We start from the raw sequence: 26,655 nt of genomic DNA on the forward strand, positions 1-26,655 counted from the left end.
TCCTTCATGAATCAGGAAGAACAGCTTCTCGCACCCGATCTGGCCTTGCTGCAGCTGGGGCGGCGCTTGCAGGCCGACGGTTATCGTTTCATCACGCCAACGCCGCTGACCCATCAGCGGGTCAATGATCGCAACTTCGGACAAACCGCCCGGACCCTGCGCGAAGTATTCGGTTGGTCGCGGCCGTTTGAACCCGGTCTGTTGTCGGTGGATGAACAGCGGCAGTTGCAACAGGCGGGCGTCCTCGGGGAAAGCAACGGCCGGCTGAAAAGTCATGTGCGTTGGTCAAGCCTCGATGACCTGCTGTTCGTGCATTCGGGCTTCCCCACCGACGCCGCTGATGCGGTGTTCTTCGGACCCGACACTTACCGTTTTGCCCGGCTGATTCACGCCCATCTGCAACAGAGCTTCGCGCCGATCAGGCGCGCCGTGGACATCGGTTGCGGCGCAGGCGTCGGGGCGATTGTGATTGCCCGCGCTCGCCGTGAAGCGCAGGTGCTGGCCGTGGACATCAACCCTTTGGCGTTACGCATGACCGCGATCAACGCCGCGCTCGCCGAGGTGGCTAACGTCAGCATCGAAGCCAGCGATGTGCTGCAGGACGTCGACGGCAACTTCGACCTGATCGTCGCGAATCCGCCCTACATGGCCGACCCGGCAGAGCGTGCCTACCGGCATGGCGGCGGGGCGCTCGGTGCGCAATTGTCGTTGCGCATTGTCGAGCAAGCCCTGTATCGATTGGCCCCTGGTGGCTCCCTGGTGCTGTACACCGGCGTGGCGATGATCGATGGTCTCGATCCTTTTCTGGACGCGGTGACGCCGCGTCTGGAATCGCCGATGTTCGGCTGGACTTACCACGAACTCGACCCTGACGTGTTCGGTGAAGAACTGTTGACGCCTGGCTATCAGCGGGTGGAACGCATTGCCGTCGTCGCCCTGATCGTCACGCGCATCGGCACAGGCATCGGGGGAACCGTTACGTCGTCAGCAGGTGCGCCATGACCAGGAGCCTGGACGATTACAACCGCATGCGCGACTTCTCGGCGACCTCTGAACCGGCCGCCGCCAAACGCGGGGGCAAAAAAAACGCGAAAGACCATGCCTTGCAGTTCTGCATCCAGAAGCACGACGCCTCGCGCCTGCATTACGACTTTCGCCTGGAACTCGATGGCGCGCTGAAAAGCTGGGCGGTGCCTAAAGGCCCGTCACTGGACCCCAAGGTCAAGCGTCTGGCGGTCCACGTCGAAGACCATCCGATTGATTACGCGACCTTCGAGGGCAGCATTCCCGAGGGGCATTACGGCGCCGGCGAGGTGATTGTCTGGGACCGAGGGGTGTGGATTCCTCAGGAAGACCCGGCCAAGGCGTACGCCAAGGGCAAGCTGAAATTCGAGCTGCAAGGCGAGAAGCTCGGCGGCTTGTGGAACCTGGTGCGCACGCACATGCCGGGCAAGCAGGAGCAATGGTTTCTGATCAAGCATCAGGACGACGCAGCCAAACCCGAAAGCGATTACGACGTGGTCGCTGCCGAGCCCGACAGTGTGCTCAGTGATCGCACCATTGTTGCCAAAAAACCGAAGATCACTGCCAAACCCAAACCCATCAAAAAACCCGCCGCCGTGGCGCGCAAGGAAAAGTCGGCGCCATTGACGGGCGCGCACAAAGCCAAATTGCCGGACCTGATCAAACCGGAACTGGCGACGCTGGTCGAAAAAGCCCCGGACGGCGAGTGGAGCTATGAGATCAAGTTCGATGGCTATCGGATCATGGCCCGCATCGACCATGACGAGGTCAAACTCTTCACTCGCAACGGCCACGACTGGACCCATAAACTGCCCAGACAAGCCGAGGCGTTGGCTGCGCTGGGTCTCGAATCCGCCTGGCTCGACGGTGAAATGGTGATTGCCGACGAGCAGGGCGTGCCGGACTTCCAGGCCTTGCAAAACGCCTTCGACTCGGGCCGCAGTGGCAACATCGTTTACTACCTGTTCGACATGCCTTACCTCAATGGAGTGGACCTGCGCGAGGTGGCTGTAGAGGAGCGAAGGGTGGCGCTGTCGACGGTGCTCAACCCCCATAAAGACCCGTTGCTGCGCTTCTCCGATGCCTTTAGTGAAGAACCGGAAGCGTTGCTCAACAGTGCCTGCCAAATGCAGATGGAAGGGTTGATCGGCAAGCGTCTGGGCTCGCCTTACGTTTCACGGCGCAGCAGCGACTGGATCAAACTCAAGTGCAAGCATCGGCAGGAGTTCGTCGTCGTTGGCTTCACCGATCCCAAAGGTTCGCGCAATGCCTTTGGTGCTCTGCTGCTGGGATTGCATGACCGCGACAGCGGTGAATTGCGTTACGCGGGCAAGGTCGGCACCGGGTTCAACGAGACGACGCTCAAGCGCATCTACGAGCAATTGAAACCGTTGCAAACCAAAAAGAGTTCAGTGGTCAATCCACCGACCGGATTTGACGCCAAGGGTGTGCACTGGCTCAAGCCCACGCTGCTGGCCGAGGTCGCTTTTGCCGAAATGACCAAAGAAGGTTCAGTCCGTCATGCGGTGTTCCATGGTCTGCGTGACGACAAACCTGCCGAAGACATTACCGAGGAGCGTCCAAAAGCCGTGAAGCCCAAAGCCGCTAAACAAGCCCCCGCAGCAAAACCCTCTGCCGCATCGAAAAAGAAAACTGCCCAAGCCGCGCCTGCGCCATCACAAATCGGCCTGGGCGAGGGCAAGGTGCGCATCACTCACCCGGACCGGGTGATCGACGCCAGCAGCGGCACCACCAAAGGGCAACTGGCCGAATATTACGCCAGCGTCGCCGAATGGATTTTGCCCGAATTGAAGGACCGGCCAGTGGCGCTGGTTCGCGCCCCGGACGGCATCGCCGGCGACTTGTTTTTCCAGAAAAACGCCGAACGCCTGGCTATTCCGGGCATCACCACCCTGGACAAAGAACTCACCGGCCAACCGGTGATGATCATCAATAATGCCGAGGCCCTGATCGGCGCCGTGCAAATGAGCACCGTTGAGCTGCACACCTGGAACGCGACCTCGGACAATCTCGACAAACCCGACCGCTTCGTCCTCGACCTCGACCCGGACCCGGCGCTGCCCTGGAAAAGCATGGTGGAGGCGACTCAACTGACCCTGTCGGTGCTCGATGAGTTGGGGCTCAACGCGTTCCTCAAGACCAGCGGCGGCAAAGGGATTCACCTGGTGGTGCCACTCACCCGCAAGCTCGGTTGGGACGAGGTGAAAGACTTCAGCCACGCGATTGTCAGCCACATGGCCAAGTTGCTGCCGGAGCGTTTTTCCGCTGTGTCGGGACCGAAGAACCGGGTAGGGCGTATCTTCATCGATTACCTGCGCAACGGTCTGGGCGCCACGACCATTTGCGCCTACGCCGTGCGCACCCGCGAAGGGCTGCCGGTGTCGGTGCCGATCTTTCGAGAAGAGGTGGGTGAGCTCAAGGGCGGGAATCAGTGGAACGTGCACACCGTGCATGAACGCCTGGCCGAGGTCGGTGATGAACCTTGGGCGGACCTGAAGAAAACCCGGCAGTCGATCACTGCCGAGATGCGGCGGCGGGTGGGGATGAAGAAGTAGCGAGCGAGGCGTATTCGGTCCGTGCAGGAGCTGGCGTAGCCTGCGATCTTTGGCGGCGGTTGTTACACCGACCAATCAAGATCAAAAGATCGCAGCCTGCGGCAGCTCCTACAGGGGTGGTGGTGTTACTTGATGAACGCCTGTAGATCGCTGGTCAGTTTATCGATCGCCACTTTGAAATCCTTGGTGGTGATCTTCTGGCTGGCGTTTGACAGTGTGCTGCCAAAGACTTTGCGCACCACTTTGGCCACGGTCTGGTTGTTGCTGGCGTCGATAAACTCGGCCTCGATGAACAGTGTGGTGTCCTGATCGCGATGGCCACTGATAGCGGAAACACCCCCCACGACGGCGGCGACCGGAACCACTTCATACCACTTCATGCCCTCGTTTTCGGCATTCACCCCGGTGATCGCCGCGCGCATGATCAAGGTTTTTGAACCGGCCGGCGCTGCTTTTGCGCTCGACACCATCTGGTACTTCTGGCCCAGCACGCCTTTGGCCTTGCTGGTCATGTAGTTCTGCAACTCGTCCAGGGTTTGCCGGTTGACGCGTTCGTTGGGCTGTGGCGCCGGGTAGAGCTCCAGCGTGTTGAAGGCCACAGTGTTATAGGCATCTGGATTCCAGGACGGGCTCACCCAGCGCATGGCCGTTTCGCCGCTGGTGGTGGTGACCTGCTGCAAATTGTTGTAGTTGGAGAGGAAACCGGAATACTGCTCACGCTCGGTGACTTTCGAGGTGCAACCGCCGAGCAGCAGGCTGGCCAGCGCAGCGCCAATAAACAGTTTTCGGGACAGATTCATTGTGGTGTGTGCTCCATGGATTGATGTCGTTGCCCTGGTCAGAGCATAGGTGGCTCCGGCCGCAACGCCAGGATTCGCCCATGGGCACGGTAAAAACTTCGGTTGCCAATACAAAGGCATGAGGCGGCGAGCGCGGCTCGCCGCCTCAACGACTATTGCTTGCCGACAGCGGCGGCCAGCAGCGGCGCCACCTGTTCGTCGGTCAACGCTACATGAACTTCCATGTTCATGAGGTCGTTCCATTGCAGCACCCATTTCTGAATCTTTACGGCATCATCGGCTTCAGCGATGCCAAAACCGTTGGAACCACCAACGGCATGCCAGCGCCCCAACATCTTGACGCCTTCTGGTGGGGCACCTTTGGTTTCGAGAAAGCGCTTGATCACGGTGTTTCGATTTTCTGGACTGATGGACCAACTGACCATGAATATCATCTGCCACCTCCTGCTACGGATGGACACCTGTTTCTCTTCGCGCACCTGGCTGGCGCCGGGACCACGGTCACGCGTGTGTTTCCAGTCTCATCCTGGCTGGCTTGAAACCATTACTCCCATGAGAAGGCATAGCAGCGGCCCGGACTCTGCGTATGACCGCTGATCCTGTTTCGTTGCGGGGCTGATTTCACGCGTCGCGCAACAGGTCGTTGGCATTGAGCAGCTCGTAGGCAATCTCTGGGCGCCGCTCAAGACCGCGGCGAATCGCGGCCGGGATCGACTGACGGGTTTTGCGGCATAACCCTGGCTGTTCGCCGAGGTTGATACCAATACCCCGCATGGTGCGTACTTCGTTGAAACCGGGGGCGATGCTCACGCGGATGCCCAACTGCTCAAACATCCGCTGTTGCAGACGCTCGAGGTCACTCAGGCTCTGGAGGTTTTCCAGGCGTTCGATCAGGCGCTGTTCCTCTGCACGGGTCAGAAACAGGATGCGCACGTCCGCTCCCGGTGTTTCCAGCAGCGGGTCACGCCCGCAGTCGCAGGCGCCGGGCGGGCAGGGTTGGCGAATCGGAGGCGTGGTCGTCATGGGCTTCAATCATAGAGCGCTCCGCTCGGGTTTGCCCATAGGGTTTCTTGCCGTTCTGGCGAACGGGTCACACCGCGTCTAGGCTTATTAATCTGCCTTGATACCGGGGCGTTGAGCATGAGCACAGGCCAGGAGCGGGATCAATGAAAGCCAACGCAAGTTTTTGCTGCCTGTTGTTCACCCTGGCGCTGACCTCCGGGGCGCGTGCCGACGATCCGCCAACACCGGACGCCACCCCGACGGTCAACCCGCAAGTGGTCGATAAACTCATCGATATGGGCAACTACCTGCGCGGCCTGCCGAAGTTTCAGGTGGACGCCGAGGTGTCCCGGGATACCGTTCTGGAGTCTGGCCAGAAGATCAAGACCGAGTCCTTCAATGTCTTGAAAGTGACGCGTGATCGGATGTACGCCAAGACGGAAGGCGATGTTCGAACGCGCGAGTTCTTCTACAACGGCAAGAAACTGACCCAGTACTCGCCTTTTTTGAAGTACTACACGACGGTGGACGCACCGCCGAAATTGTCCGATGCGTTGCACATGATCGAAAACCATTATGGTGTTCAGATCCCCATGGAGGACCTGTTTCTGTTTGGCAGCGATCAGGCGCAGATCGATGCGCTGAAAAGCGCGTTGTATGTCGGGCCGTCGACGATCAAAGGGCAACTGTGTGATCACCTGGCCTTTCGGCAGGAGGGCGTTGATTGGCAGTTGTGGATCACCCGATCCGAGCAACCGCTGCCGTGCAAACTGGTGATCACTACCACAGATGAACCGGGTTTTCCGGAATACAGCGCGCTGTATCACTGGAACCTGAAACCGGGCATCAAGGACTCGATCTTCACCTTCGCACCGGGTAAAGGCGATGTGGCGATTCCTTTGAAGAAAACCAGTGATCAGGAAGGGGAATGACATGAACAGGACTATGTCGTGGAGCCTGTTGTTATCGCTCGCAACCACCTCGGTACTGACGCTTAGCCTGGTCAGTTATGTGGATGCCCGACCCCAGCGTGCACAAGGGCACGCCAGGGCATCGGTCAATCGTGCGCCGCCGCCCACGGCCCAAAGAGCTCAGCGCATCAACACCGGCAATACCGCGCAACGAGCGAATCAGGTCAATGCGGGGAATCGGGTCAACGCGGGCAACAGGGTCAATTCTGGAAATCGGGTCAATGCTGGAAACACGGTGGGCAACCGAACCAACATCAACAACAGCACCCGTAACGTCAACATCGATAACAGTCGCGACGTGGACATCGACGTCGACGGGCGTGGTCGCTATGGCTACGACAATCACTACCATCCGATCGCCACGGCGGCGGTCGTCACCGCAACGGTCGCGGTGACCGCGGCGGTGGTCGGGTCCATCTTCACCCCTGCGCAACTGCCCACCAGCTGCGTGCAAGTCATCCAGTACAACACGGCTTACATGCAATGCGGTTCAACCTGGTATCAACCGCAGTATCAGGGCAGCGATGTGACTTATATCGTGGTCAATGCGCCTTGAGTCGGGGGTCATGCCATGGGCACCCAAGTACAGCGAACTGGCTGCGATTCTCCAGAGCAAGACAGTTTGGGCACTCACCAGCTGCCGTAAGGTATTCCGAATTGTTCGATGTAGCGCTTGGACTTTTCACTCACAGGGTAAGCATAACGGCCTTCATTCTTGCCTTGGCCGGGGCCTAAAGGCTCAACCTCTGCTTGGGCATACGCCACCTCGACGGGACGGTGACATGAGTCTCTGACCCATACCTGTATGACGCCACCGGGGGCTAGGCCCATGTAAATAGCGGCCATGTATCGCGCCTCTTGTTCCGGGGTTTGCGGGCAACGTTGCATGATTGATGAGCGCATTAGCTGTCTGGCTTGCTCGGGGATGTCCACCCACGCCCGCCAGGTTTTTTGCTCAACGATGGATTGCCATCGAACAAACACCCGTATTGGCAAATCGGCGCCAACCACTGTTTTCCCGCTGCCGCCGACCGCCACCCAGCCACGGGCGGATTCTTTGCCGTCTTCAGGTTCACCGCCAGAAGCGCTACCGCCGCCGGTTCTGAAAAAGACTTTGCCGGTGATGTCCTGTACTGAGCTGTCCTCAACCCACACCTTCATATAGTTGGGTTCAGTGAACGCGAGCTCCCACCATTGTGACTTGGGGTCATTTTTTGCTGAAAGCGGGTCGGCAGACTGACAGCCGGCGATGAGCAGAATGCTCAGTAGCGTGATGAGTCGTTTCATTACCAAAGCGTCCAGTCAGGTACATGAGGGTGTTGCTCGCGAATCGCGTCCTGCGTCGGGGCAACCGGCTCGTTTCGCGATTTCTGGTGGAAGTTCGATCTATAACTCTTTCAAGATAATGGTTTCGACGCTTACGACGCTCACCACAACGATCCAGCGGAGTGAAAATCGTAGGTGCGATGGCCGAAGTTGAACTTGAGTAAGTGCACAGCTGTTGATAAAAGCCCGCACTTGCGGGCATTTATTTGACCCTCTACAGCAGTGCGGTTTGAGATGACGAGGTAGGACTCGTGTAGTGGAATTGCTCGATCACATGTTACGTATCGATTCGTCCGCTTTAAGCACGAATTCTAGTCCGATACCCGCGTCTTTCAGCATTTCAGTGGCGCGGTCAATGAAGATCTCCCCCTGCTCGGGCAGTTCGTACAGGCCGTGAATCCGGATGATGGGGTGTTTGCCCATCGCGCCGGGAATCTCGGTGTAGATCTCGCCGCTTTCAATAAACGCGATATAGGTGTTGAGTTTGTCTTGCAGCAGTTGCAGGTGCTCGCCTTGTTCGGTTTTGTTACCCCACTCAAGGTGGTCGGTGATGATGAGCAGCACATTTTCGGGCTCCCAGTCGGGGGTAGCCCAGATATCAATGACCCGTGAGTTGGTGATGGACATGTCTGCTTCCTTAAAATTTTGGTCTAACAATTTCGACTTTGGTGGGGGGGATTTGAGTCCCGCCTGGGAAGCCGGGCTTCCCCTTGCCTACGACGGTGGCGCCGCTTCGTTCAATCTCGGGGAATGCACTTTTTTGGTTCTTGGTGAGTGGCGCGGTTTCCGATGATTTGCATTCGACGCATGTGATATCACCGTCAGTGTTGCGGCCCAACATATCAAGCCGAGTACGTGTTCCGCTTTCGGTCTTAACCGTGACCTCACGGCCGCTTTGGCCCTGCTTTTGGCTAAACTCTTCGTATGTGGTGTCTTCGAAGTCTTTCCCTTGTTTCTTGTTTTTGTCCAGCTGTTCGCTGAGCACAATGTAGATGGGTTCTAGGCCCGCGTCAGCCGGAAACCAGATGATTGCGTCCTGAAATTCAGGAGGATGCTCTGGGTTTTGCAGCAACGTGTCAGATTGCGCAGTCGGCGGGTACACCCACACGGGAGGTAATTGTGGGGCGCCTTCTAATGCAGGAATACCCAGTACACCGTCCGGGCTTGCCGCTGGCGTCCAGGTGAGGCCAATGCCGTTGCCTATGTCGGCAACGTATTGTTCACCGTTCTTCGTGGCCTCTATGACGGGGACATTTTCCCAGTCCTTTTTGTCGCCGGTGTAGAAGCCATACGCGTTGACGGAGCCATCCGGCAAGGTCTTCACATTGACGCGGACACGCGTGCGGCCCGCCTTAAGCGTGGCGTACTGATCGTTTATGTAGAAGGCACTGTCGGGGGCAATGCTGGTGTTGGGCATTAATAGCGCGACGGTGCCCACCGCAGCACCCGCCGCCATTGCGCCTGCCCCCTCCAGCAAATTGAGTGCAAGAGATCCGCCCAGCCGCTGGGCAATGGCGCCACCGGTTGTTGAGCCACCTACCAGTTGGAGTGAGGTGCCTTCGGCGGTGATTGCGGCCCCAGTGGCCAGCACGGCCCATAGTCCGTAGTCCGCTAGTTTTTCAACGGGCACAAACCCTGCCGGGTTGGTGTGATTGATCTCGCCGTCCGGCAGGTTACAGCTCTTGGCAAACACACAGCCTAGGGGATTGGGCTTTGAGTCTGGCTTGGGTGGGAGGTCTTTGTATTGCGCCCAGTGCTGGGCATTAGTATCAACGGGTTCGACGCCGCTGTTTCGATAGCCCTTGGGCGAGTTGGGTACGTAGCCACTCAATCCTTGATTCCTTGTTCCGTTCCTTGATGAACGGGCGCAGGGTGACAGTCGGGGATTGGGGAAGCAATGGATGGCACTTTGACTCTATGTGGGCGAATTCCATTCTTTAGCCAGTATCGATGACTCCCACTATCTGACGTGCACGCCCACTTTTAAACATCGCCGGATGTGGTTTGTTTAATCGCCCTCAAGGTTACGTCCTGAAAGCTACAAAACCTTGCGCCGTTGCCTACGGCTACGCCAGAATCCGCCGGCTTGTGCGTCTTGGGGTCACTCGGTAACTTGATTCGTGTCACTGCTCATCAGTGATCGGGTTTAGCAGCCCGTCTTGACGAAGCGCATCTGCATCCAGACAGTCAGGTCATTTCATGCCTGCACTTTATGGTAGCTGTGCGCAGGGCGCCCTCGGGCGCGCCGGATTCGTCTCCACCGGTCTGCTAACCTGCACACAGCTGCCACCCTGCGTTTAGCAGCGATTCGGTGACGGCTCCACGTTGTTGGAGAATTGAATATGTTCAAGGTCACACCCAATCCACCGGACACCGATCCGGTCTCCCCGTACGAACCCGATTCAAACAAACTCAACGAAGCCGCCGAGCGAGCTCTCGATTACCACTTCCCGTCGATTGCCGACATCAAAGCCACCCCGCGAACACGCAGCACCCTGTTTTCCGTCGACCCAGAAGCCACGGTCGAAACCCTGGCGGTTTATTTGGTCGAGACGCTGGCGTCGGTCGATGTGATGGTTCACCAATTGGTGGATCATCTAGAGGGTGAATCGCGCTACGCCTTGCTGGGCATTTCAAACAGCATCATGGTGGCGGAGATCACGGCGAACCGGGTGTTGGATAAAATTGATCTACCCACGTAGGTGCGGTCTGCTGTGGTGAGTGGGTAACTGACGTTGGGCAGCGCAGCGGTCCCTTTTTAGGGGCCGCTTTTCGTTCGCGTTGGGGTTTATCTGTCCTAAACACTAAATAGCGGAGCGTATACTCGGCGATCCCTTTATTACCTCAAGCAAGAGATCCCCATGGCAAACGACGACATCACCTTCCTCCCCGATCCCGACCCGGAATCCATCTCCTCCGACGTTGCCGGTTTCGGCGGCCTGCTGGTCTCCACTCAGATTCCCACCCGCGCCGACGGCAGCCTGGAGCTGGGCGGCATCACCGAGCAGAGCGAGTGCACGCTGCAGGCGCTCAAGGTTGCGCTGGAAAACGCCGGCAGTTCCATGGACCGGGTTCTGCATCTGACCATCTACCTCACCGACATGGCCGACCGCGCCGCTTTCAACGAGGTCTACCAGCGCTTCTTCGCCAAGCCCTGGCCGGTTCGCGCCGCCGTTGGCGTAGCCGCCCTGGCGGTCGAAGGCATGCGCGTGGAAGTTACCGCGATGGCAGCCAAGGGCTGAGGCTGCGGATTTTTCCGGCGGTCGCGCTTAGCGAGCGGCCGCCACCGGGCAGAGGATTCAGGCAGGCGCGAGCCCAAGTGGATAGAGTCGATCATCGAACTGACTCAAACGTGGATGCTCAATGGGCTGATCCTCGCCGATACTTTCCAGTCGTTGGTGATAGTTTGTCAGGAACGCCTGTCGAGCTTCAGCACTGATATACGGTACATGCCAGCCGACAAAAGGCTTCAACACCTCCAATCCGACATAGGCCAACGTCCCGCGCAGAAGCGGGCGCAGCATGTCCTCCAAAGGACCATGGATGGCCCCTTCGCCGAACATGTGTTCACGCCCGCCCAGCGTTATCGTCACCAACGCTTTCTTGCCGCGCAGACCGCCTTGATCGTAGAAGCGTTTGCCGCCATAGCAGATGCCGGAAACCAGTACACGATCAATCCAGCCCTTGAGGATCGCGGGTGTCGAGAACCAGTAAATCGGGAAGTTGAGGATCAGCAGGTCCGCCCACAGCAGCTTGTCCAGCTCCTGTTGTATATCGGCGGCGAGTGTCTGTTCCTTGCTGCTGCGTCGTTGCTCAAGTGCGTAGACCAGGTACTCAGGGTTTTCTCTGACGGAGAAATCATCGGCACTGGCCACCGGATTCCAATTCATCTCGTACAGGTCGGATACCCGAACCTCATGCCCTTGGGATTGCAAGGTCTCAACAGCCTGGTCGCGCAGTGCCGCGGTAAAGGATTTTGGCTCGGGGTGGGCATGCACGATTAAAACGTTCATGGCGATTCCTTGGCATTTAGAGGGCGTATTCAGCGTGAATTGAACTCACAAAAGTCAAAAGTAGGTCGGCCATGTACTCATTTCATGGCGCCCGACACCGTTATTGAATCCGCGTCGCTGAGCCGCCAGCGCCTCGACGAGAAAGCGCCGGGTTTCTCGCGGTGCAATCACTTCGTGGATGCCCATCGCGCCGGCCAGGGCAAAGGCCGACGTGTCTTTTGAGAATTCAGCGTGCAGGCGGTCGTAGCGCTCGGGGTCGGACTCGCGTGTCACGTCATGCACGACGCTGACCGCAACGGCGGGGTCGACGAAACTGACATCGGCCATGCACCAGGCGGCCGACTGGTCGCTGTTGCGGCCACCGCCGAAATTCAGGTAGGCCTGACCGAAACTCTTGCGCACGATCACCGAGAGCTTCGGCACCGAGCACAGTTGCACCGCGTGAATCATGTTCATGATGTGGGCAGGCGCGCTGCGTTTCTCGCCTTCGATACCCACGAGGAAACCGGGCGTGTCGACAAGAAATACCAGCGGGATATTGAACGAGTCGCACATGGCGATGAAACCGGTGGCCTTGCGGCAGGCATCGGCGTCCAGAGCCCCGCCTTTGAATTGCGGGTTGGATGCGACGATTCCGATGCTGGCACCTTCAAGACGGGCGAAGGCGGTGACCACCGAGCGACCGAAGCGGTCCTTGAGTGGAAACAGACTGTCGCGATCGACCAGCGTGGCGAGCAGCTTGCGCATGTCGTAGGTCTTGGCGCGCTCGACCGGGACGATGCTTTCAGGTCCCGACGAGTCCGGCCGGTCCTCGGGTTCACAGGGCAGTACGGCGGGCGACTCGTTCGAGTGAGAAGGCAGATAGCTGAGAAAACGCCGAATGGCAGTCAGTGCCTCCTGGTCATTGTTGACAACCATGTCGGCCAACCCGGTGATTTCAGCGTGCATGCGCCAGCCACCGAGTTCTTCGGTATCTGATGATTCACCGATCGCCACTGAGGTGACCTTGGGGCTGGAGACGGCGAGCAATGCACCTTTGCGCATCACCGTGAAATCCGCCAAACACGAATACCAACTGGCCGAGCCGAAGCATGGCCCGAGCACCGCGCTGACCCACGGGGTTTCGCGGCGTCGGCAATACTGCTGGGCATCCTGACCACCGCTGGCCATGCTCGCCGCGCCCATCGCGTCCTGCATGCGCTGGCCCGAGGATTCGCCAAGGAAGATCAGCGGCATGCCGTTGCGGGTGGCGCATTCCTTCATGTAAGCGATCTTGCGTGCATTGATCCACGAGGAGGACGCGCCTTTCACCGTCATGTCGTTGGACACAACGGCCACGCGACGCGAGTCGATGCGGCCGAAGCCGGTGATCTTGCCGTCGGCGGGGGTGCTGTCCCGGTCCTCGGGGCGAGAAGAGTGGGCCAACATGCCGATCTCGCTGAACGACTGGGTATCCAGCAAACCCTCCAGACGTTCCCGTGCGTTAAGTACGCCGGCATTGCGGCGCGCCTGAAGCTTGGCCTCGCCACCCATTTGCAGGGTGCTCGTGCGACGGGCTTGCAGCTCTTGTTCCGGTGACAGGTGTTCGCGAGTCATCAGTAAGTCTCATTGGGAACTATGACGGCACGTCCGACGATTTCGCCGCGACGCATTTTGCGCAGGACTTGCGGCACTTCATCCAGTCGATGTCGGTGCAGGTGGATCGGTAGACGGCCGGTCGATGCCAGCGCGATGAGTTCGATCAGCTCGGACTTGCTGCCACCGAACGTGGTACTGATCATGGCGCCGTAGGGCAGTGAGCCGTTGCGCAACTCGAAGGCACCGTGCCCGCGCCCGACCACCACGATGTGCCCGAGCGGGCGAATCACGCCGGCCGCCAGACGCAGCGTGTCGCCGCTGCCGACAAAATCCAGGACCGCATCGACCCGACCGATGCGCTTGAGAAATAACTCAGGTGTTAACCCGCTGGCATCCAGCACCCGATCCACCCCTTGGCTGACGGCCAGCCCCAGGGCCTCGACGCGGGTATCGATGGCGATGACGTGGGCCGCCGTGATCGCGCCAAGCGTGGCGATAGCGATATGCCCCAGTCCACCGACACCGATGACCAGCACGCTGCTGCCGGGTTGCAGCAACGGTGCGACGCGCTTGACCGCGTGGTAGGAACTGAGCCCAGCGTCGGTCAGCGGCGCGGCTTTCCAGGGTTCAAGAGTGCCGATATCAACCAGGCAGTCCTGGTGGACCACGACGTATTCGGCAAGCCCGCCGTCATAGCCGCCGCCATAGATGCGCCGCGAGGCGGAGCAATAGTTGTTCCAGCCATCGATGCAGGCGCGGCAATGACCACAACCGGGAATGCTCACGGCGCAGGCCTGACCGATCGCCCAGCAGCTGACGCCCGGCCCGAGCGCGTCGATCCAGCCGGCGATTTCATGGCCAAGGGTCATCGGCAGCTGCACATCGAGGTGCGGGGGCGAGCAGCACAAATCGTCCAGCGCATGCAGATCCGACTGACAGAGGCCATTGCCGCCGACCCGCAAGCGCACTTCACCAGGACCGGGAACCGGCACAGGCACTTCGCACAGGCGGCCGCCGTCGTGCCAGTCGAACATGCGAAAGGCTTGCATGGTGCGTATGGGGATTGCCGTATTCATCGTCAATCACCGTTCGCCAACACCATGGACATGAATGCCGACATCAGCAGCCCACTGGTCTGAACCAGACAGCTACTGGCATTGGCGACCTGCCGCTCGCCACATTCCCCCCGTAGCTGGCGCACCGATTCGATCATCAACTGCATGCCGAACTGACCGGAGTGGTTGAAGGCCAGTCCACCGCCGGAGGTATTCACCGGCAGTGCGCCGCCGGGCGCAGCAATGCCGCTGCGCAGGAACGCGCCGGCCTTGCCTGGCGCGCAGAACCCCATGGCTTCGAGTGCAACCAGCACGTTGATGGTGAAGGCGTCGTAAATCTGCACCATGCTCAATTCGTCGCGCGCGATGCCGGACATGTTCAGTGCACGCTCGGCGCAGCCGCCGATAACGCCAGGGTCGAGCCAGTCGGTCGTGCCGAGCGGTGTGACGTGATGCAGATAGGTGTCAGCGAATCCGCGAATGAACACCGGCGGCTTCGCCAACGTGCGTGCGCGGTCGGCTTTGGTGAGGATCAGCGCACCGGCACCGTCGCTGACCAGGCAAATATCAGCCTTGCGCAACGGGTCCGAAATCAGTGGCGAAGCCAGATACTCCTCCATCGTCAGCGGCTTTCGCAGCGTCGCCTGTGGGTTTAACTGCGCCCAGCGCCGCGCGTTGATCGCCACTTCGCCGAGGTCCTCTGCGCTCGCCTGATAGCGATGCAAATACTGCTGCGCGAGCATCGCATACCAACTGATCGGACTGAGCACGCCGTAGGGCGACACGAACTGGCCCGACGGCGAGCGCGGGTCGGTGATCGCTCCACCACGGTTGCGGCTGTGATCCAGTCGCTGGGTACTGCCATAGGTCACGAGCGCCACCGAGCACAGTCCGGCCTCGATCGCGGCCATGGCGTGAATCAAATGGGTAAGCGGCGAGCCACCGCCCACCACCGTGCTGTCGACATAGCGCGGCGTGATGCCCAGGTACTCGCTCACCAGCAACGCATTGGCGCGGTCGTCCCAGTGCGCAAACACACCATCGACGTCGGCGAGCGTGAGCCCTGCATCGAGCAACGCGTCGCGTGCCGATCGGCATTGCAGCGACAGCGCGGTGTCACCCGGCTGCGCCTTGCCAAGGCCGGCCTCGCCGACGCCAACGATGGCGTAACGGCCGGCCAGACGGGAAACGTCGAGCGTCATGGTTGCGGCTCCTGGGCGATGAGCTGCGCACGTACATCTTTCTTCAATACCTTGCCGACCGGGCTGCGCGGCAGACTGTCCCAGAACAGCACCTGTTTGGGGGTCTTCAGGCTGCCCAGTTTTTCGCGGCAGGTTGCGATGAACTCCTCGGCCGTCGCGCTGGCGCCAGCCTTGAGTTCGATGACGGCGATGACCTTCTCGCCCCAGTCGGCATCGGGAATGCCGACCACCGCGCAATCCATGACCGCCGGATGCGCCCAGATCACCTGCTCGATTTCGCTCGGGTAGATGTTGAAGCCACCGGAGATGATCATGTCCTTGGTGCGATCGACGATGTACAGGTAACCGCCTTCGTCGAACACACCGATGTCACCGGTGTGGTGCCAGCCGAAACGTCGTGCCTCGGCATTGGCTTGCGGGTTGTCGTAGTAACCCGGGGCAACCAGCTCGCCACGGGCGACGATCTCCCCGCGCTCGCCCGGCTCGACGAACCGTCCTTCCTCATCCATCAGCGCCACTTCGCAGGCGCCGGTGGGTCGACCGGCGGAGCCCAGGTGCTTACCGTCACGCATGTGATCTTCGCGGGTCAGCACCGTGATGACCCCCGGCACTTCGGATTGGCCGTAGGCCTGAACGAACACCGGTCCCCACAACGCGATGCCCTCACGCAGTTTGTCCACGGACATCGGCGCAGCACCGTAGATCACGTACTCAAGCGAGGAGCAGTCACGCGTCCTGGCGTCCGGATGTGACAGCAGCCGGTAGATCAGGGTGGGCGGCAGGAACAGGTGAGTGATGCGTTCCCGTTCGATGGTTTCGAGGACGGCACCCGGGTCGGCGGACGGTGCGATGACGTTGCGCGTGCCGAAACTCGACAGCGCCATGGCGGTCGCACCTGCAGCATGGGTCAGCGGCGCCACAACCAGATGCGCCGGACTCTTGGCGGGTGGCATGAACTGGTTACTGATGCGGTAGCAGGCCAGCAGGGCACGATGGCTTTGCATGATCGCTTTCGGCCGACCGGTCGTGCCCCCCGAGGACTTGATCAGGGCGGTGTCGTCGAGGGACTGGCGCACGGTGCAGCGCTGGTCGGCGTGCTCTCGGCACCACTCGGCGATACTCAGTCCGGCGATCGGTTCGTCGAGGCCGATCAGCGTGGTCAGCGTCGGTACGCCTGCGCGGATGCGCTCGGCATGCTCGGCGTATTGGGAATGCAGCACAAGTACGGACAGCTGGGTGAAGCTCATGAACCAGATCAGGCTGTCGATCGAGTCACGGGCATTCAGGGGGACGAAGGTCGCCCCCGCACGCAAGGCACCCAGCATGGCGACGAAGCTTAATGGATGATTGGGCGCGAGTACGCCGACATGGGGGGACCGGAGTCTCAGCAATGTCAGGGCATGGCCAATGGCATGGGAGTCGGCCTGGACTTCGGCGTAGGTGAGGCTGAAACCGGTGCCTTGCAGGCAGACATTATCCGGGTGGCGATTGGCGCCGGCATCGAAGTGGTCGGTAATCATTTCCATGGTGGCGGCTAATCCAAAAGAGTGAACTGGGGCAGCGTGCAGGATTCGCTGACGGACTCGAAACAGACGCTGACGCGGGCGCCGATGGCGACGCGCTCAAGGTCGGTGTCGAGGATGTTGGCCAGCAGACGAACGCCTTCATCGAGGTCGATCAGCGCAACGACATAGGGCAACCGCGATTCGAAGGCCGGCGAGGGCGCGATCCGGCAGACTGTGTAGGTGTAGATGCGCCCATGACCGCTGGCATTGATCCATTCGATGCCGTCGGACAGGCATTCGATGCAGAACGCCCGCGGGTAAAACTGGCAGTGGCCGCAGCTGCCGCAACGCTGGATCACCAGTCGATGTTCCTGCGCGGCCGCCCAGTAGGCGGCCGTTTCGGTGGTGGGTTGCGGCAGTGGCCGTGCAGCAAGAGGAGTCGACATGGCAGCCTCAGTGAGTACGCAGTTCGAAACCGGCCATGGCGATGTGCACATGACGTTGTTCCGGGAGCTTGGCCAGACCGGCGATCAGTTCGTGCAATGGACGGCGCACACTGAACGTGTCGTCGACCACGGTGGGGGTTAGCCCGGTGATCTTTTCGTCGCCGTACATGGCGCGCAATAGCAGGTCATCATCCGACAAACCGGGATAGCGACGGCGCAGCTCTGGAACCCTTGGCGCCAGCACTGGCGGCGTGATGGCAATCTCACGGGAACCGTTGGCGAGCACTCGATCCTTTATGTCGGGATCGACCGGCAGCGGCAGGGCGCCGAAATAGCCGCACACGTACTTTTTCACTTCGTCCGGCACCACCTTGTAACGCTCGCCGCTCAATACGTTCATCACCGCCTGTGCGGCGATCATGGCGGGGAAGGGTGTAGCCATCACCGGCGAACCCAGTTCCACGCGGATGCGGCCGATCTCCTCGAGCACGACTGGCAGCTTGTCGGCAATTCCCGCCAGCTGAAGCTGCGATTGCAGATTGGACATGGCGCCCCCGGCGTACTGGGTCACGAAGTGAGCCGGGTCGTATTCCGCCGGGACTCCCACAGGGAAGCCGTTCTCTTCGGCAACCCCGGCAAGGTATTCACCGATTTCGTCTGCTGCGCGGTCATCGAAATTGACCTCGAAGCCGATCTCACGCAGGTTGCGAGCCAGCATCTGCGCCGATGGTCCGGCATTGCCGTTGGCCAGCGGATCGATCGAGCACAGCAGGCGATCGGCACCGTGCACGGCTGCTTCCAGCGCAACCAGCGAACCGGTCGCGTTCAGGCAATGGGTGATGATTTCCAGCGGTCGATCACCGATCACGGCCTTGATCGCCGGCACAATGCTGCGCACCTGCTCCACGGTCATGCTGCCGCCGGCGTCGCCGAAGGTAAAGGCATCGATATCGAAGCGCTCGATGGCCTCGCGCGCCTTGGCGGCGTAGAACGGCGCGTCGTAGCCGGGGGCCAGGTTGTAAATCATGGCGAGGGTCGTTGTCGCGCCGAGTCGCTTGGCGGTGGTGATCGCCGGCACCAGGTTATCCCAGCAGTGCAGGGAATCGAGAAAGCCGATATCGCGCGCACCGTTGGCGACCAGACGTTCGACGTACAGCTCACTCAAATCGTCCGGCTCGGGGTAGAAGCTACGCAACATGTTGCTGCGCACGACACCGCGCAGCGGCGTGTGGCGGATGCGTTCGGACAACAGGCGTAACCGTTCCAGCGGACTCTGGTTGAGGAATAGCACGCTGGCGTCGAATTGCACCAACGCAACGCCTTCAATCGCATCAAAACCCAAGGCATCCAGTCGCTCGGCCATCGGCAGCATGTGCTCGGTGCGCATGCGAGTGGCCCACAAACACTGGTGTGCGTCACGCAGGGTAGCATCGACCAACTGGATACGGCGACGTTTGCCGGTACGGGCGAATTCTGCGTTCACTTTTTCACGTAGTTGATTCAGCACATGTCACCCCTTGCTGTGTTCGAGATGGATGGACAGGCCAGGGCCTGTGACACTCAATACGGTGTAATCGGGCCAGCGTTTCAGCAGCCCGTGTGTCAGGGCTTGCTCGGGTGTGCGAACTTCGTAGTGAAGTGTCTGCAAGGGTGGCAGCGCAGAGCAGCCGCAGATCAGCGCCGCCAGCGCCCCTTCAGTGGCGGGTACGTTGATCGGACGGCAAGGGTTTGCCACAGCGCCGATGCGTTGTTGCAGGCTGGACAACGACGTGTCGATCGGGCCGTAGCAGCCTTGCAACCAGCGGCGCAGTGCGGGCTGCAACGTGGCGTAGCGTGGGCTGGCATCGAGATGCTCGAGTGCCTGTCGCGCGATTGCCTGTGCGAAGGGTTGCAGCATCGGTGGATTGCCCAACTCTTGGCGAATACGGGTGCATTCGCGAGAAAACTCGAACAGATCAGCCAGGCGTCCGCGCTTGCGCAACGCTTGCATGGCGTGGGCGGCGATTTCTGCTGGCAATTGATGTTCGTATGGGGCCAGGTCGAAAGCCCAAGGCAGACTCTCGGCGAACCCTTCTTGGTCCACCACGGCAGCGAGCTGAGCCTGGGCTTCTTTTAGACGATCCTGATCCGGTGATTGCAGTGGCAGTTCGAGCAAGGCTGCGGATCGGATCAGCAGCGACAGCGAAGGCGCCGATGCGCCGTTGGCAACAGCGGGCAGCGCAGCATCGAGGCGATCGATGCCGAGTCGAATCGCCTCCAGCGCCACCTGCGGGCCGAGGCCGGTATGGCAGCGTGTGTGCAAATCCAGCGGTGTGCCATCGAGGCCGCTACGCAGGGCCGAGAGCAAGCCGGGCAGGCGATCGACATGCAGTAAACCAGCTTCGTCGCGCAGCATGATGCGCTGTGCACCGGTCAGGACCAACTGTGCGGCACAGGCCGAATAGGACGCGTTGCAATGTTCGGGATCGTCCACGTAGGGCAGGGCGGCGATAGCCGTCAAACCGTTGGCCTGCGCCTTTTGCACGGCGTTGCCCAGGCGCGAAAGGTCCAGCAGCGGATCAATCAAAACGACCTCGCTGATGCCGGACTTCGCCAGCATTCGCAGCCAGGTGTCCAGCGCTTCACCGGCGAGCACGTCGATGTGGCCATGGGCTGGCAGCAGGTTCACGGTTGCGCGCAGGGGTGTGCCATTGGCGCGTTCGCGCAATGCGACGACGCGCTGCAGCGGATTCTCATCACGACTTACGCATTGCGCGATCACGGCCGGGCTCAATACCTCGATGGCGGCAAGTCGAGCGTGCCCTAGCGAATTCATCGTCCCCAGCATCATCGCCGTGCTGACGGCACCGCCCCAGGCCGCGGTCTGACCGTCGCTCAGGCTGACATCGACCAAAGTTGTCATGCTCATGCGCGCTCCTTGGCTTGTTTCAAAGCCTGTTTGCGGGCCGGTACGAAGACGTCTTCAACCCAGCGTGTGGTGACGAGGCCCGCGACAAAGTCCGGGTGATCGAGCACGGCATGATGGAAGCTGGCGGTGGTCGACAGACCCACGATTTTCATGTCCTCCAGCGCCTTGCGCATCAGCACGATGGCCTCGCTGCGGGTCGGCGCATGCACGATCAGTTTCGCAAGCAAAGAGTCATAAAAAGGCGGCACGGTGGCGCCGCTGTAGCAGTGGGTATCGACCCGTACGCCTTTGCCTTTGGGTGGCAGCCACTCGCTCACCTGGCCGGGGCTGGGCAGGAAATTGCGGTCCGGGTCCTCGGCGTTGATCCGGCACTCGATCGCATGGCCAACCGGTTTCACGTCGGCCTGACTGAACGACAGCGGCAGGCCAGCCGCGATGCGAATCTGCTCGGCGACCAGGTCGTAGCCGGTGATCATCTCCGTCACCGGATGCTCGACCTGAATACGGGTGTTCATTTCCAGAAAATAGAATTTGCCATCGCGGTCATCGACCACGAATTCGATCGTACCCGCGCCAAAGTAGCCGACATTTTTCGCCAGACGTACGGCGCATTCACCCATTTGCTCGCGGGTTTGTGGCGCAAGGCTTGGGGAGGGGGCTTCCTCGATCAGCTTCTGGTGGCGGCGCTGCGTCGAGCACTCCCGCTCACCCAGATGCACCACGTTGCCATGACGGTCGCCCATGATCTGGATTTCGATATGGCGCGCCAGTTCGATGAACTTCTCGACATACAGGGTCGGATCGCCAAAGGCAGCCTGCGCTTCCGATGAAGCCGAACGAAATGCCGCCTCGGCCTCGTCGTCGCTGCGTACGATCCGCATGCCACGACCGCCGCCTCCGGCCGTTGCCTTGAACAGTACGGGGTAGCCAATCTCGCTGGCGATAGTGCGGGCGGTGTCGGCATCGGCCACGGCATCGGAGCCCGGTACGCGAGGCACTTCGGCTTTTTCGGCCAGACCGACGGCAGTGATTTTGTCGCCCATCGAGTCAATGATCTCGGCCGATGGGCCGATGAACACCAGCCCTGCGTCTTCGCAGGCTTTGGCGAAATGCGAGCGTTCGGAAAGGAAGCCATAACCCGGGTGGATGGCGTCGCAACGGTGTTCCAGTGCGGTGCGCACGAGCAGATCGGCGCACAGATAGCTTTGTGCAGCCGGTGGCGGACCGATGATGACGTACTGGTCGGCCAGACGGGCGGCCAGGCTGTCCTGGTCGGCTTCGGAGACGGCCGCGACCGATTCGATACCCAATGTTTTGCAGGCGCGCACGATACGCACAGCGATTTCGCCACGGTTGGCGATCAATACCCGACGAATGTCACGGGTTGCCACGGGAATGCTGCTCATCAGCGAGTCTCCGGTTCGATAATCATCAAGAGTTGGTCACGCTGAACCATCTGCAGGTCCTGGGCGATGATGCGCACGACGCGACCTGTCACCGGGGAGGCGAGGGTGTTGAAGAGTTTCATGGCTTCGACCAGGCACAGGGGCGTGCCGGTCTCGACCATGGCGTCCTCTTCAACAAACGACGGTTGGTCGGGGCTGGGCTTGCGATAGAAGGTGCCCATCATGGTCGCGCGCACGGCCACCTGACCCTCGGCGACTTCGGGTTCGCTGGTGGCCGCCACGGAGGGCGCTAGCTGTGCGGGTTTTGTGGGCGTGGCGCCTTGGGCAGGCTCCAGCGAGCGCTGAATCGTGCCGGACTTGCTGGCAGTCAGCGTGGTGTCACCGATGCGCACTTCAAGGAAGTCCAGATGCGTCGTGTGATCCAGTATCTCAAGGATTCGTCGTGCTTCTTTATGCGTAAGTGACATGCCTTCAGGCCTCTTGTTGTTCGAATTGCCTTGACCGATAAAAACATCGAAACGTAGGATTGTCAACAATCAGACAATCATGTAGTTTGCTGATCATCACCCAGGGCGTTTGCGCAGCTCTTGATAAAAAAGCGTAGCGTGCGGCGGCCAATGGCCCGGCGATTTCAGAAAACAGTTGTGTTTTGGAGGGGGCGAGAATGAGTACAATCGCGATTAAATCGGATGTCGCTGGAACGGTGTGGCAGATCCATGTCCGCGAAGGTGATGTCGTTGAAGAAGATCAGACGCTGATCATCATGGAGTCCATGAAAATGGAAATTCCCTTGATGGCCGCAGATTCGGGTCGCGTGGTGAGCGTTCTCGTTGCCGAGGGCGACGTCGTGAAAGACGGCCAGGATGTTTTGCTTATGGAGTGCGATTGAAGTCTATGTCAATGAATGCAGGTTCGGCGTCGGCCGCCAAGGGCGGTAGTGCAATAGGTATCATGCGGGCTGGTCGCCAGCGCGTGTTGACGATGCCTGAGCAGATTGCCGAGAGCATTACGCTTGCGATTCTGCGCGGTGAATACGGGCCGGGAGATTCGGTGCGTGAGCAGGAACTGGCCGATCACTTTCAGGTCAGTCGGGGGCCGATTCGCGAAGCCTTGCGTATTCTCGAGAAGGTGGGCGTCGTCACCATCGTGCCGCAGCGTGGCGCGCATGTAACGTCATTGAGCCGGCAGGAGATCGACAACCTGTTCGAGATCCGCGCCGTGTTGGCCGGGCTGTTGGCCAAGTACCTGGCTGATCTCGATGCGTCTGTCGTGAATCAGATGGATGCCATCGTCACCCGGCTTGAGCTGATCGCAGCGCAATCGGATGCGCTGGATGAATACGCGCAGGGCAGTTATCGCCTGAGCACGTTGCTGTTCCAGTCCTGCGGTAACAAGCAGCTGGCAGAACTCATGGGCGCATTGGGAATTCAGACCGCACGCTACACCCGCCTGGGGTTGCGTTCGCCAGAGCGTCGGCAGGCTTCCGTCATGCATTGGCGTTCGCTGGTCGAGGCACTCAGAGAAAACAGCAGCACGGTTGCCGCGAAAATGATGGTTGAACTGATCAACGCTTCCCATCAAGCCGCATCGAATCAGTTGGAATAAACCACACGGGGGCACAACACTCCCAAGTGCTGTGTCAAGTTGTCGACAATAAGACAAAAAATATCATGACAAAAAAACGTACCGCAGGATTTATGCTGAGTTGGGCCGCCCGACAGCACCGTGGCCGCACCGCCCTTATTTTTGGGGACGACTGCCTGACGTATGACGACGTGGAGACGGGCAGTAACCGCCTGGCCCATGCCCTGATTTCCCTTGGGTTGCAGGTCGGGGAGCGCGTGGCTGTTTTACTCAACAATTCGCCCGAGGCGATCGAGAGCGTATTTGCTGTCGAGAAAGCAGGCCTGGTCTACGTCGCGCTGAATGCCCGGCATACGTTGGCCGAACAGATCGCCATCCTGAATGATGCCGGCGCAAGCCTGCTGGTGGCGGGGCCGGAGTTCCGTGACATCGGCGAAGGTGTCCGCGATCGCGTTGCGAGTCTGCGCCATGTGATCGGGCTTGATTGGCAGGCGCCGCAGGTTCTGGATTATCGCCAAGTGCTCGCTTCAATGCCGGCCACTGCGCCCAATATTCAGGTCTCTGCGGATACTCAGTTGCGCATTGCCTATACCTCGGGCACCACCGGCAAGCCCAAGGGCGTGACCTATACCGTCAAGCGCTGGTACGAGCGCCTGACCAATCATTTCTACGCCATGGAATACAGCCTGGGCGTGGACGATGCGATGTTGCACGTCGGCCCCTTGACCCATGCCGCGGGCGTCCATTTGCTGCCCTGCTACTTGCGGGGTGCGCGCAATGTGATTCTGGAGAAGTTCGAACCTTTGGAAACGCTGCAGCAAATCGAACGCCATCGCATCACCCAAATGATGTGTGTGCCGACCATGCTCACGCGCTTGCTTGACTCGCTCGACAGCGGCGTCGAAGCCGATCTGTCGTCGCTCAAGTGCATTCATTACGGAACGGCGCCGACCTCCGTTGACCTGATCCGCCGATCTATTGCGCGGTTTGGTCCGGTGATGCGTCAGCAGTACGGAATGACCGAGGCGGTGCAGCCACTGGCGGTGCTGTATCCGCACGAACACGCTGAAGACGGCGTGCTGCGCTCCTGCGGCAAACCGACCGCGAATGTGCATATTACCGTGCGCGATGTTCACGGTCAGGAGCTGGCAGCGGGTGAAATCGGCGAGATCGCCATCGCCACCGACGGCATCGGCGAAGTGGCGTTCTGGCGCCGTCCCGATCTGGAGGCCGAGGCCATCCGCGATGGCTGGTACTACTCGGGCGATCTGGGTTACCTCGATGCGCAAGGCTTCCTTTATATCGTCGGACGCAACAAAGACATGATCATTTCCGGTGGCTTTAACGTCTACGCACGGGAAGTCGAGGATGCACTGGAAAGCCATCCGCAGGTCGTCGAAGTGGCGGTGCTGGGGTTACCCGATGCGGAATGGGGCGAGCGGATCGCCGCGTTTGTCGTCAGACGCGAAGGCGCCACGGTCGACAGCGAGGCACTGGGCAGTCATTGCGTTTCACTGATCGCCGGCTACAAGAAGCCACGTCTGATCGAGTTCGTTGACGCTCTGCCGCGCAACAACGCCGGCAAGGTCGTGAAAAACATTCTGCGCGATGACTATCTCGCGCGCCTGGAGAGGACATCATCATGAGCACGCCTGTTGCCCCTGAATGGTCACTGGAGCTCGCCGACATCCGCGCGCGTCGAGACGTCGCCTATGCATTGGGTGGCCCGGAAGCGGTGGAAAAGCATCATGCCCAGGGCAAACTCACGGCGCGTGAGCGCATTGGCCACCTGCTTGATTGCGAAAGCTTCGAGGAATTCGGCGTATTGGCCGGCGCCGTGAAATACACGCCGGAAGGAAAAATTGCCTCCGCCACACCGAGCACGGCCGTTGTCGGCGTGGGCCAGATCGCGCAGCGGCGCACTGTGGTGGCGGCCGATGATTTCACCATCCGCGGCGGTTCATCGGAGGCGGCCGTCGCTGAAAAGTGGATCTACGCCGATCGTTACGCCTGGGAATACAAGCTGCCGATCGTTCGCATGATCGACAGCGCCGGCGGCAGTGTGAAGCTGCTCGATAAGCTCGGTCATACCAAGATTCCGGGGTATGCCCTGTTGCCGATCACCAGTCTGTTGGGGGCGGTGCCGGTCGTCGGCATTGCTCACGGTGCCTGTGCGGGGCTGGGTGCGTTGCGGGTCGCCGCCTCACACCTGTCGATCATGGTGCGTGGCCAGAGCCAGGTGTTTGCGGCCGGCCCGCCGGTTGTGAAGCAGGCGTTCGGTATCGATATCGACAAGAATGACTTGGGCGGTTATGACCAGGTGCATCGTCACAGCGGCATGATCAACCTGGCTGCCAACACTGATGCCGAGGCGCTGGATCTGGCCAAGCGTTTCTTGTCTTATCTGCCGGGCAATGTCTGGGAACAGCCAACCCGTATCGCATCGACGGACGCTCCCGGTCGCCGCGACGCGTGGCTCAACGATGCCATTCCCCACGACCGGCGCAAGATCTTCAACCCGCACAAGATCCTCAAGTCGCTGGTCGACAAAGACAGTCTGTTCGAGATGTCCCCGGATTTCGGCGCGTCGACCATCACCGCGTTCGCCCGTCTCAACGGCTACTCGGTGGGGATCATCTGCAATAACCCGCGCGTTGGCGGCGGTGCGCTGACCCGTGCGGCGGCGCTCAAGCAGACCCGCTTCATCGACCTGTGCGACACCTTTCATCTGCCGCTCATCTTCCTCGTCGACCAGCCGGGTGTCATGACCGGGCAAGAAGCGGAAATGCAGGGCACCTTGAGTGCCGCGATGCAGGCCGTGCATGCGATCGAGCAGGCCAGCGTGCCCGTGATCACCATCGTATTGCGCCGCTGTGTCGGCCTCGCCGGTGCCATGGTCAGTCCGTGGCACGGTCCGACGGGCACGGCGTTACCGCACCGGTTTGCCTGGCCTTCGGCGCAGTGGGGCTCGATCCCGATCGAGGGGGGTGTCGCAGCCGCCTACAAGCAGGAAATCGCTGCAGCGGATGATCCGTTGGCGCGGCGCAAGGAGCTAGAGGCTCATTACCAGGCCTTGGCTTCACCGCTGCGGACGGCTGAACGCTTTGGCGTCATCGATGTTATTGAGCCGGACAGTACGCGTCCGCTGCTGTGCAACTGGGTGGGTGACGCGTATCGCATCACTGCGCTTTCCCTTGGGCCGAAGCGGCGGACCATGCGCTAGTCCTGGCAGGACGAGCGGCATCCGGCCTTGCCTTCAT

26 protein-coding genes are annotated in these 26,655 nt (G+C 60.3%); 10 read left to right on the plus strand and 16 right to left on the minus strand.

Going from position 1 to position 26,655, the window contains the following annotated elements:
• Positions 1-6 precede the first annotated feature (6 nt).
• The gene (locus tag ACYZTX_RS13775; protein WP_462034496.1) at positions 7-1,002 is read left to right on the plus strand and encodes a methyltransferase; all 996 of its coding nucleotides are present in this window, start codon (positions 7-9) and stop codon (positions 1,000-1,002) included.
• A complete protein-coding gene (gene ligD, locus ACYZTX_RS13780) occupies positions 999-3,599 on the plus strand; it encodes a DNA ligase D (protein WP_462034497.1) in 2,601 nt (866 codons plus the stop codon). The genes ACYZTX_RS13775 and ligD overlap by 4 nt, the downstream gene beginning before the upstream one ends.
• 125 nt (positions 3,600-3,724) lie before the next feature.
• Here the strand turns inward: ligD and ACYZTX_RS13785 are convergent, their stop codons facing one another.
• From ACYZTX_RS13785 to ACYZTX_RS13795, 3 genes are all read right to left on the minus strand, one after another.
• The gene (locus ACYZTX_RS13785) at positions 3,725-4,399 is read right to left on the minus strand and encodes a DUF3313 domain-containing protein (RefSeq protein WP_462034498.1); all 675 of its coding nucleotides are present in this window, start codon (positions 4,397-4,399) and stop codon (positions 3,725-3,727) included.
• Between the two features lie 152 nt (positions 4,400-4,551).
• A complete protein-coding gene (locus tag ACYZTX_RS13790) occupies positions 4,552-4,833 on the minus strand; it encodes a DUF3303 domain-containing protein (protein WP_462037036.1) in 282 nt (93 codons plus the stop codon).
• Between the two features lie 187 nt (positions 4,834-5,020).
• Complete coding sequence (locus tag ACYZTX_RS13795) at positions 5,021-5,422, minus strand: hypothetical protein (protein WP_462034499.1); 402 nt, start codon at positions 5,420-5,422, stop codon at positions 5,021-5,023.
• 143 nt (positions 5,423-5,565) lie between these two features.
• On the opposite strand from ACYZTX_RS13795, the gene ACYZTX_RS13800 reads away from it, so the two are divergent.
• Together ACYZTX_RS13800 and ACYZTX_RS13805 are read left to right on the plus strand one after the other, a co-directional pair.
• Positions 5,566-6,333: a DUF2092 domain-containing protein gene (locus tag ACYZTX_RS13800; RefSeq protein WP_462034500.1), complete on the plus strand. Its 768-nt coding sequence runs from the start codon at positions 5,566-5,568 to the stop codon at positions 6,331-6,333.
• Between the two features lies 1 nt (position 6,334).
• Positions 6,335-6,928: a hypothetical protein gene (locus ACYZTX_RS13805; RefSeq protein WP_462034501.1), complete on the plus strand. Its 594-nt coding sequence runs from the start codon at positions 6,335-6,337 to the stop codon at positions 6,926-6,928.
• Between the two features lie 74 nt (positions 6,929-7,002).
• Here the strand turns inward: ACYZTX_RS13805 and ACYZTX_RS13810 are convergent, their stop codons facing one another.
• The 3 genes from ACYZTX_RS13810 to ACYZTX_RS13820 all read right to left on the minus strand — a co-directional run bounded on the left by ACYZTX_RS13810 (position 7,003) and on the right by ACYZTX_RS13820 (position 9,529).
• The gene (locus ACYZTX_RS13810) at positions 7,003-7,659 is read right to left on the minus strand and encodes a DUF2931 family protein (RefSeq protein ID WP_462034502.1); all 657 of its coding nucleotides are present in this window, start codon (positions 7,657-7,659) and stop codon (positions 7,003-7,005) included.
• Positions 7,660-7,968: 309 nt separating this feature from the next.
• The gene (locus ACYZTX_RS13815) at positions 7,969-8,325 is read right to left on the minus strand and encodes a DUF6572 domain-containing protein (RefSeq protein ID WP_462034503.1); all 357 of its coding nucleotides are present in this window, start codon (positions 8,323-8,325) and stop codon (positions 7,969-7,971) included.
• Positions 8,326-8,335: 10 nt separating this feature from the next.
• The gene (locus tag ACYZTX_RS13820) at positions 8,336-9,529 is read right to left on the minus strand and encodes an S-type pyocin domain-containing protein (RefSeq protein WP_462034504.1); all 1,194 of its coding nucleotides are present in this window, start codon (positions 9,527-9,529) and stop codon (positions 8,336-8,338) included.
• A 511-nt stretch (positions 9,530-10,040) separates the two neighbouring features.
• Here ACYZTX_RS13820 and ACYZTX_RS13825 point away from each other — a divergent pair.
• Complete coding sequence (locus ACYZTX_RS13825) at positions 10,041-10,400, plus strand: DUF6124 family protein (protein ID WP_462034505.1); 360 nt, start codon at positions 10,041-10,043, stop codon at positions 10,398-10,400.
• Between the two features lie 159 nt (positions 10,401-10,559).
• Complete coding sequence (locus ACYZTX_RS13830) at positions 10,560-10,940, plus strand: RidA family protein (RefSeq protein ID WP_462034506.1); 381 nt, start codon at positions 10,560-10,562, stop codon at positions 10,938-10,940.
• Between the two features lie 57 nt (positions 10,941-10,997).
• Here the strand turns inward: ACYZTX_RS13830 and ACYZTX_RS13835 are convergent, their stop codons facing one another.
• From ACYZTX_RS13835 to ACYZTX_RS13880, 10 genes are read right to left on the minus strand one after another with little or no spacing between them, the layout of a single operon-like run.
• Positions 10,998-11,711, minus strand: a complete 714-nt coding sequence (locus tag ACYZTX_RS13835; RefSeq protein ID WP_462034507.1) for an NAD(P)H-dependent oxidoreductase — start codon at positions 11,709-11,711, stop codon at positions 10,998-11,000.
• A 54-nt stretch (positions 11,712-11,765) separates the two neighbouring features.
• Positions 11,766-13,307 (minus strand): acyl-CoA carboxylase subunit beta, encoded by a 1,542-nt coding sequence (locus ACYZTX_RS13840; RefSeq protein ID WP_462034508.1) that lies wholly within the window; start codon positions 13,305-13,307, stop codon positions 11,766-11,768.
• Positions 13,307-14,365: an alcohol dehydrogenase catalytic domain-containing protein gene (locus ACYZTX_RS13845; RefSeq protein WP_462034509.1), complete on the minus strand. Its 1,059-nt coding sequence runs from the start codon at positions 14,363-14,365 to the stop codon at positions 13,307-13,309. The genes ACYZTX_RS13840 and ACYZTX_RS13845 overlap by 1 nt, the downstream gene beginning before the upstream one ends.
• 2 nt (positions 14,366-14,367) lie before the next feature.
• Positions 14,368-15,546 (minus strand): thiolase C-terminal domain-containing protein, encoded by a 1,179-nt coding sequence (locus tag ACYZTX_RS13850; protein WP_462034510.1) that lies wholly within the window; start codon positions 15,544-15,546, stop codon positions 14,368-14,370.
• Entirely contained in the window at positions 15,543-17,072 is a 1,530-nt protein-coding gene (locus ACYZTX_RS13855; RefSeq protein ID WP_462034511.1) for an AMP-binding protein, read from the minus strand. Before ACYZTX_RS13855 ends, ACYZTX_RS13850 begins: the two co-directional genes overlap by 4 nt.
• Before the next feature lie 8 nt (positions 17,073-17,080).
• Positions 17,081-17,497 carry a Zn-ribbon domain-containing OB-fold protein gene (locus ACYZTX_RS13860; protein ID WP_462034512.1) on the minus strand — a complete coding sequence of 139 codons (417 nt, stop codon included), beginning with the start codon at positions 17,495-17,497 and terminating at the stop codon, positions 17,081-17,083.
• 7 nt (positions 17,498-17,504) lie between these two features.
• A complete protein-coding gene (locus ACYZTX_RS13865) occupies positions 17,505-19,004 on the minus strand; it encodes a hypothetical protein (RefSeq protein ID WP_462034513.1) in 1,500 nt (499 codons plus the stop codon).
• 3 nt (positions 19,005-19,007) lie between these two features.
• On the minus strand, positions 19,008-20,405 hold the full coding sequence (locus tag ACYZTX_RS13870; protein ID WP_462034514.1) for a beta/alpha barrel domain-containing protein: 1,398 nt from the start codon (positions 20,403-20,405) through the stop codon (positions 19,008-19,010).
• Positions 20,402-21,811 (minus strand): acetyl-CoA carboxylase biotin carboxylase subunit, encoded by a 1,410-nt coding sequence (gene accC / locus ACYZTX_RS13875; protein WP_462034515.1) that lies wholly within the window; start codon positions 21,809-21,811, stop codon positions 20,402-20,404. The genes ACYZTX_RS13870 and accC overlap by 4 nt, the downstream gene beginning before the upstream one ends.
• Positions 21,811-22,278 carry an acetyl-CoA carboxylase biotin carboxyl carrier protein gene (locus tag ACYZTX_RS13880; RefSeq protein WP_462034516.1) on the minus strand — a complete coding sequence of 156 codons (468 nt, stop codon included), beginning with the start codon at positions 22,276-22,278 and terminating at the stop codon, positions 21,811-21,813. Before ACYZTX_RS13880 ends, accC begins: the two co-directional genes overlap by 1 nt.
• Positions 22,279-22,475: 197 nt before the next feature.
• Between ACYZTX_RS13880 and ACYZTX_RS13885 the strand changes: the two genes are divergently transcribed.
• The 4 genes from ACYZTX_RS13885 to ACYZTX_RS13900 all read left to right on the plus strand — a co-directional run bounded on the left by ACYZTX_RS13885 (position 22,476) and on the right by ACYZTX_RS13900 (position 26,618).
• Complete coding sequence (locus tag ACYZTX_RS13885) at positions 22,476-22,700, plus strand: acyl-CoA carboxylase biotin carboxyl carrier protein subunit (protein WP_462034517.1); 225 nt, start codon at positions 22,476-22,478, stop codon at positions 22,698-22,700.
• A gap of 5 nt (positions 22,701-22,705) precedes the next feature.
• The gene (locus ACYZTX_RS13890; protein ID WP_462037037.1) at positions 22,706-23,416 is read left to right on the plus strand and encodes a GntR family transcriptional regulator; all 711 of its coding nucleotides are present in this window, start codon (positions 22,706-22,708) and stop codon (positions 23,414-23,416) included.
• 65 nt (positions 23,417-23,481) lie between these two features.
• Complete coding sequence (locus ACYZTX_RS13895) at positions 23,482-25,041, plus strand: class I adenylate-forming enzyme family protein (RefSeq protein ID WP_462034518.1); 1,560 nt, start codon at positions 23,482-23,484, stop codon at positions 25,039-25,041.
• Positions 25,038-26,618, plus strand: a complete 1,581-nt coding sequence (locus tag ACYZTX_RS13900) for an acyl-CoA carboxylase subunit beta (RefSeq protein WP_462034519.1) — start codon at positions 25,038-25,040, stop codon at positions 26,616-26,618. Before ACYZTX_RS13895 ends, ACYZTX_RS13900 begins: the two co-directional genes overlap by 4 nt.
• The last annotated feature ends 37 nt before the right edge of the window (positions 26,619-26,655 follow it).

It is taken from the genome of Pseudomonas sp. MDT1-17 (assembly GCF_054898105.1).

Excerpts from the sequence above, each read along its gene's own strand:
- ACYZTX_RS13880 (WP_462034516.1), bottom strand. The coding sequence starts at position 22,278 with ATGTCACTTACGCATAAAGAAGCACGACGAATCCTTGAGATACTGGAT.
- ACYZTX_RS13790 (WP_462037036.1), bottom strand. The coding sequence starts at position 4,833 with ATGATATTCATGGTCAGTTGGTCCATCAGTCCAGAAAATCGAAACACC.
- ACYZTX_RS13850 (WP_462034510.1), bottom strand. The coding sequence starts at position 15,546 with ATGACGCTCGACGTTTCCCGTCTGGCCGGCCGTTACGCCATCGTTGGC.
- ACYZTX_RS13860 (WP_462034512.1), bottom strand. The coding sequence starts at position 17,497 with ATGTCGACTCCTCTTGCTGCACGGCCACTGCCGCAACCCACCACCGAA.
- ACYZTX_RS13870 (WP_462034514.1), bottom strand. The coding sequence starts at position 20,405 with ATGAGCATGACAACTTTGGTCGATGTCAGCCTGAGCGACGGTCAGACC.
- ACYZTX_RS13835 (WP_462034507.1), bottom strand. The coding sequence starts at position 11,711 with ATGAACGTTTTAATCGTGCATGCCCACCCCGAGCCAAAATCCTTTACC.
- ACYZTX_RS13775 (WP_462034496.1), top strand. The coding sequence starts at position 7 with ATGAATCAGGAAGAACAGCTTCTCGCACCCGATCTGGCCTTGCTGCAG.
- ACYZTX_RS13885 (WP_462034517.1), top strand. The coding sequence starts at position 22,476 with ATGAGTACAATCGCGATTAAATCGGATGTCGCTGGAACGGTGTGGCAG.
- ACYZTX_RS13785 (WP_462034498.1), bottom strand. The coding sequence starts at position 4,399 with ATGAATCTGTCCCGAAAACTGTTTATTGGCGCTGCGCTGGCCAGCCTG.
- ACYZTX_RS13845 (WP_462034509.1), bottom strand. The coding sequence starts at position 14,365 with ATGAATACGGCAATCCCCATACGCACCATGCAAGCCTTTCGCATGTTC.
- ACYZTX_RS13895 (WP_462034518.1), top strand. The coding sequence starts at position 23,482 with ATGACAAAAAAACGTACCGCAGGATTTATGCTGAGTTGGGCCGCCCGA.
- ACYZTX_RS13825 (WP_462034505.1), top strand. The coding sequence starts at position 10,041 with ATGTTCAAGGTCACACCCAATCCACCGGACACCGATCCGGTCTCCCCG.
- ACYZTX_RS13900 (WP_462034519.1), top strand. The coding sequence starts at position 25,038 with ATGAGCACGCCTGTTGCCCCTGAATGGTCACTGGAGCTCGCCGACATC.
- ligD (WP_462034497.1), top strand. The coding sequence starts at position 999 with ATGACCAGGAGCCTGGACGATTACAACCGCATGCGCGACTTCTCGGCG.
- ACYZTX_RS13815 (WP_462034503.1), bottom strand. The coding sequence starts at position 8,325 with ATGTCCATCACCAACTCACGGGTCATTGATATCTGGGCTACCCCCGAC.
- ACYZTX_RS13795 (WP_462034499.1), bottom strand. The coding sequence starts at position 5,422 with ATGACGACCACGCCTCCGATTCGCCAACCCTGCCCGCCCGGCGCCTGC.
- ACYZTX_RS13840 (WP_462034508.1), bottom strand. The coding sequence starts at position 13,307 with ATGACTCGCGAACACCTGTCACCGGAACAAGAGCTGCAAGCCCGTCGC.
- accC (WP_462034515.1), bottom strand. The coding sequence starts at position 21,811 with ATGAGCAGCATTCCCGTGGCAACCCGTGACATTCGTCGGGTATTGATC.
- ACYZTX_RS13890 (WP_462037037.1), top strand. The coding sequence starts at position 22,706 with ATGTCAATGAATGCAGGTTCGGCGTCGGCCGCCAAGGGCGGTAGTGCA.
- ACYZTX_RS13855 (WP_462034511.1), bottom strand. The coding sequence starts at position 17,072 with ATGGAAATGATTACCGACCACTTCGATGCCGGCGCCAATCGCCACCCG.
- ACYZTX_RS13830 (WP_462034506.1), top strand. The coding sequence starts at position 10,560 with ATGGCAAACGACGACATCACCTTCCTCCCCGATCCCGACCCGGAATCC.
- ACYZTX_RS13810 (WP_462034502.1), bottom strand. The coding sequence starts at position 7,659 with ATGAAACGACTCATCACGCTACTGAGCATTCTGCTCATCGCCGGCTGT.
- ACYZTX_RS13805 (WP_462034501.1), top strand. The coding sequence starts at position 6,335 with ATGAACAGGACTATGTCGTGGAGCCTGTTGTTATCGCTCGCAACCACC.
- ACYZTX_RS13800 (WP_462034500.1), top strand. The coding sequence starts at position 5,566 with ATGAAAGCCAACGCAAGTTTTTGCTGCCTGTTGTTCACCCTGGCGCTG.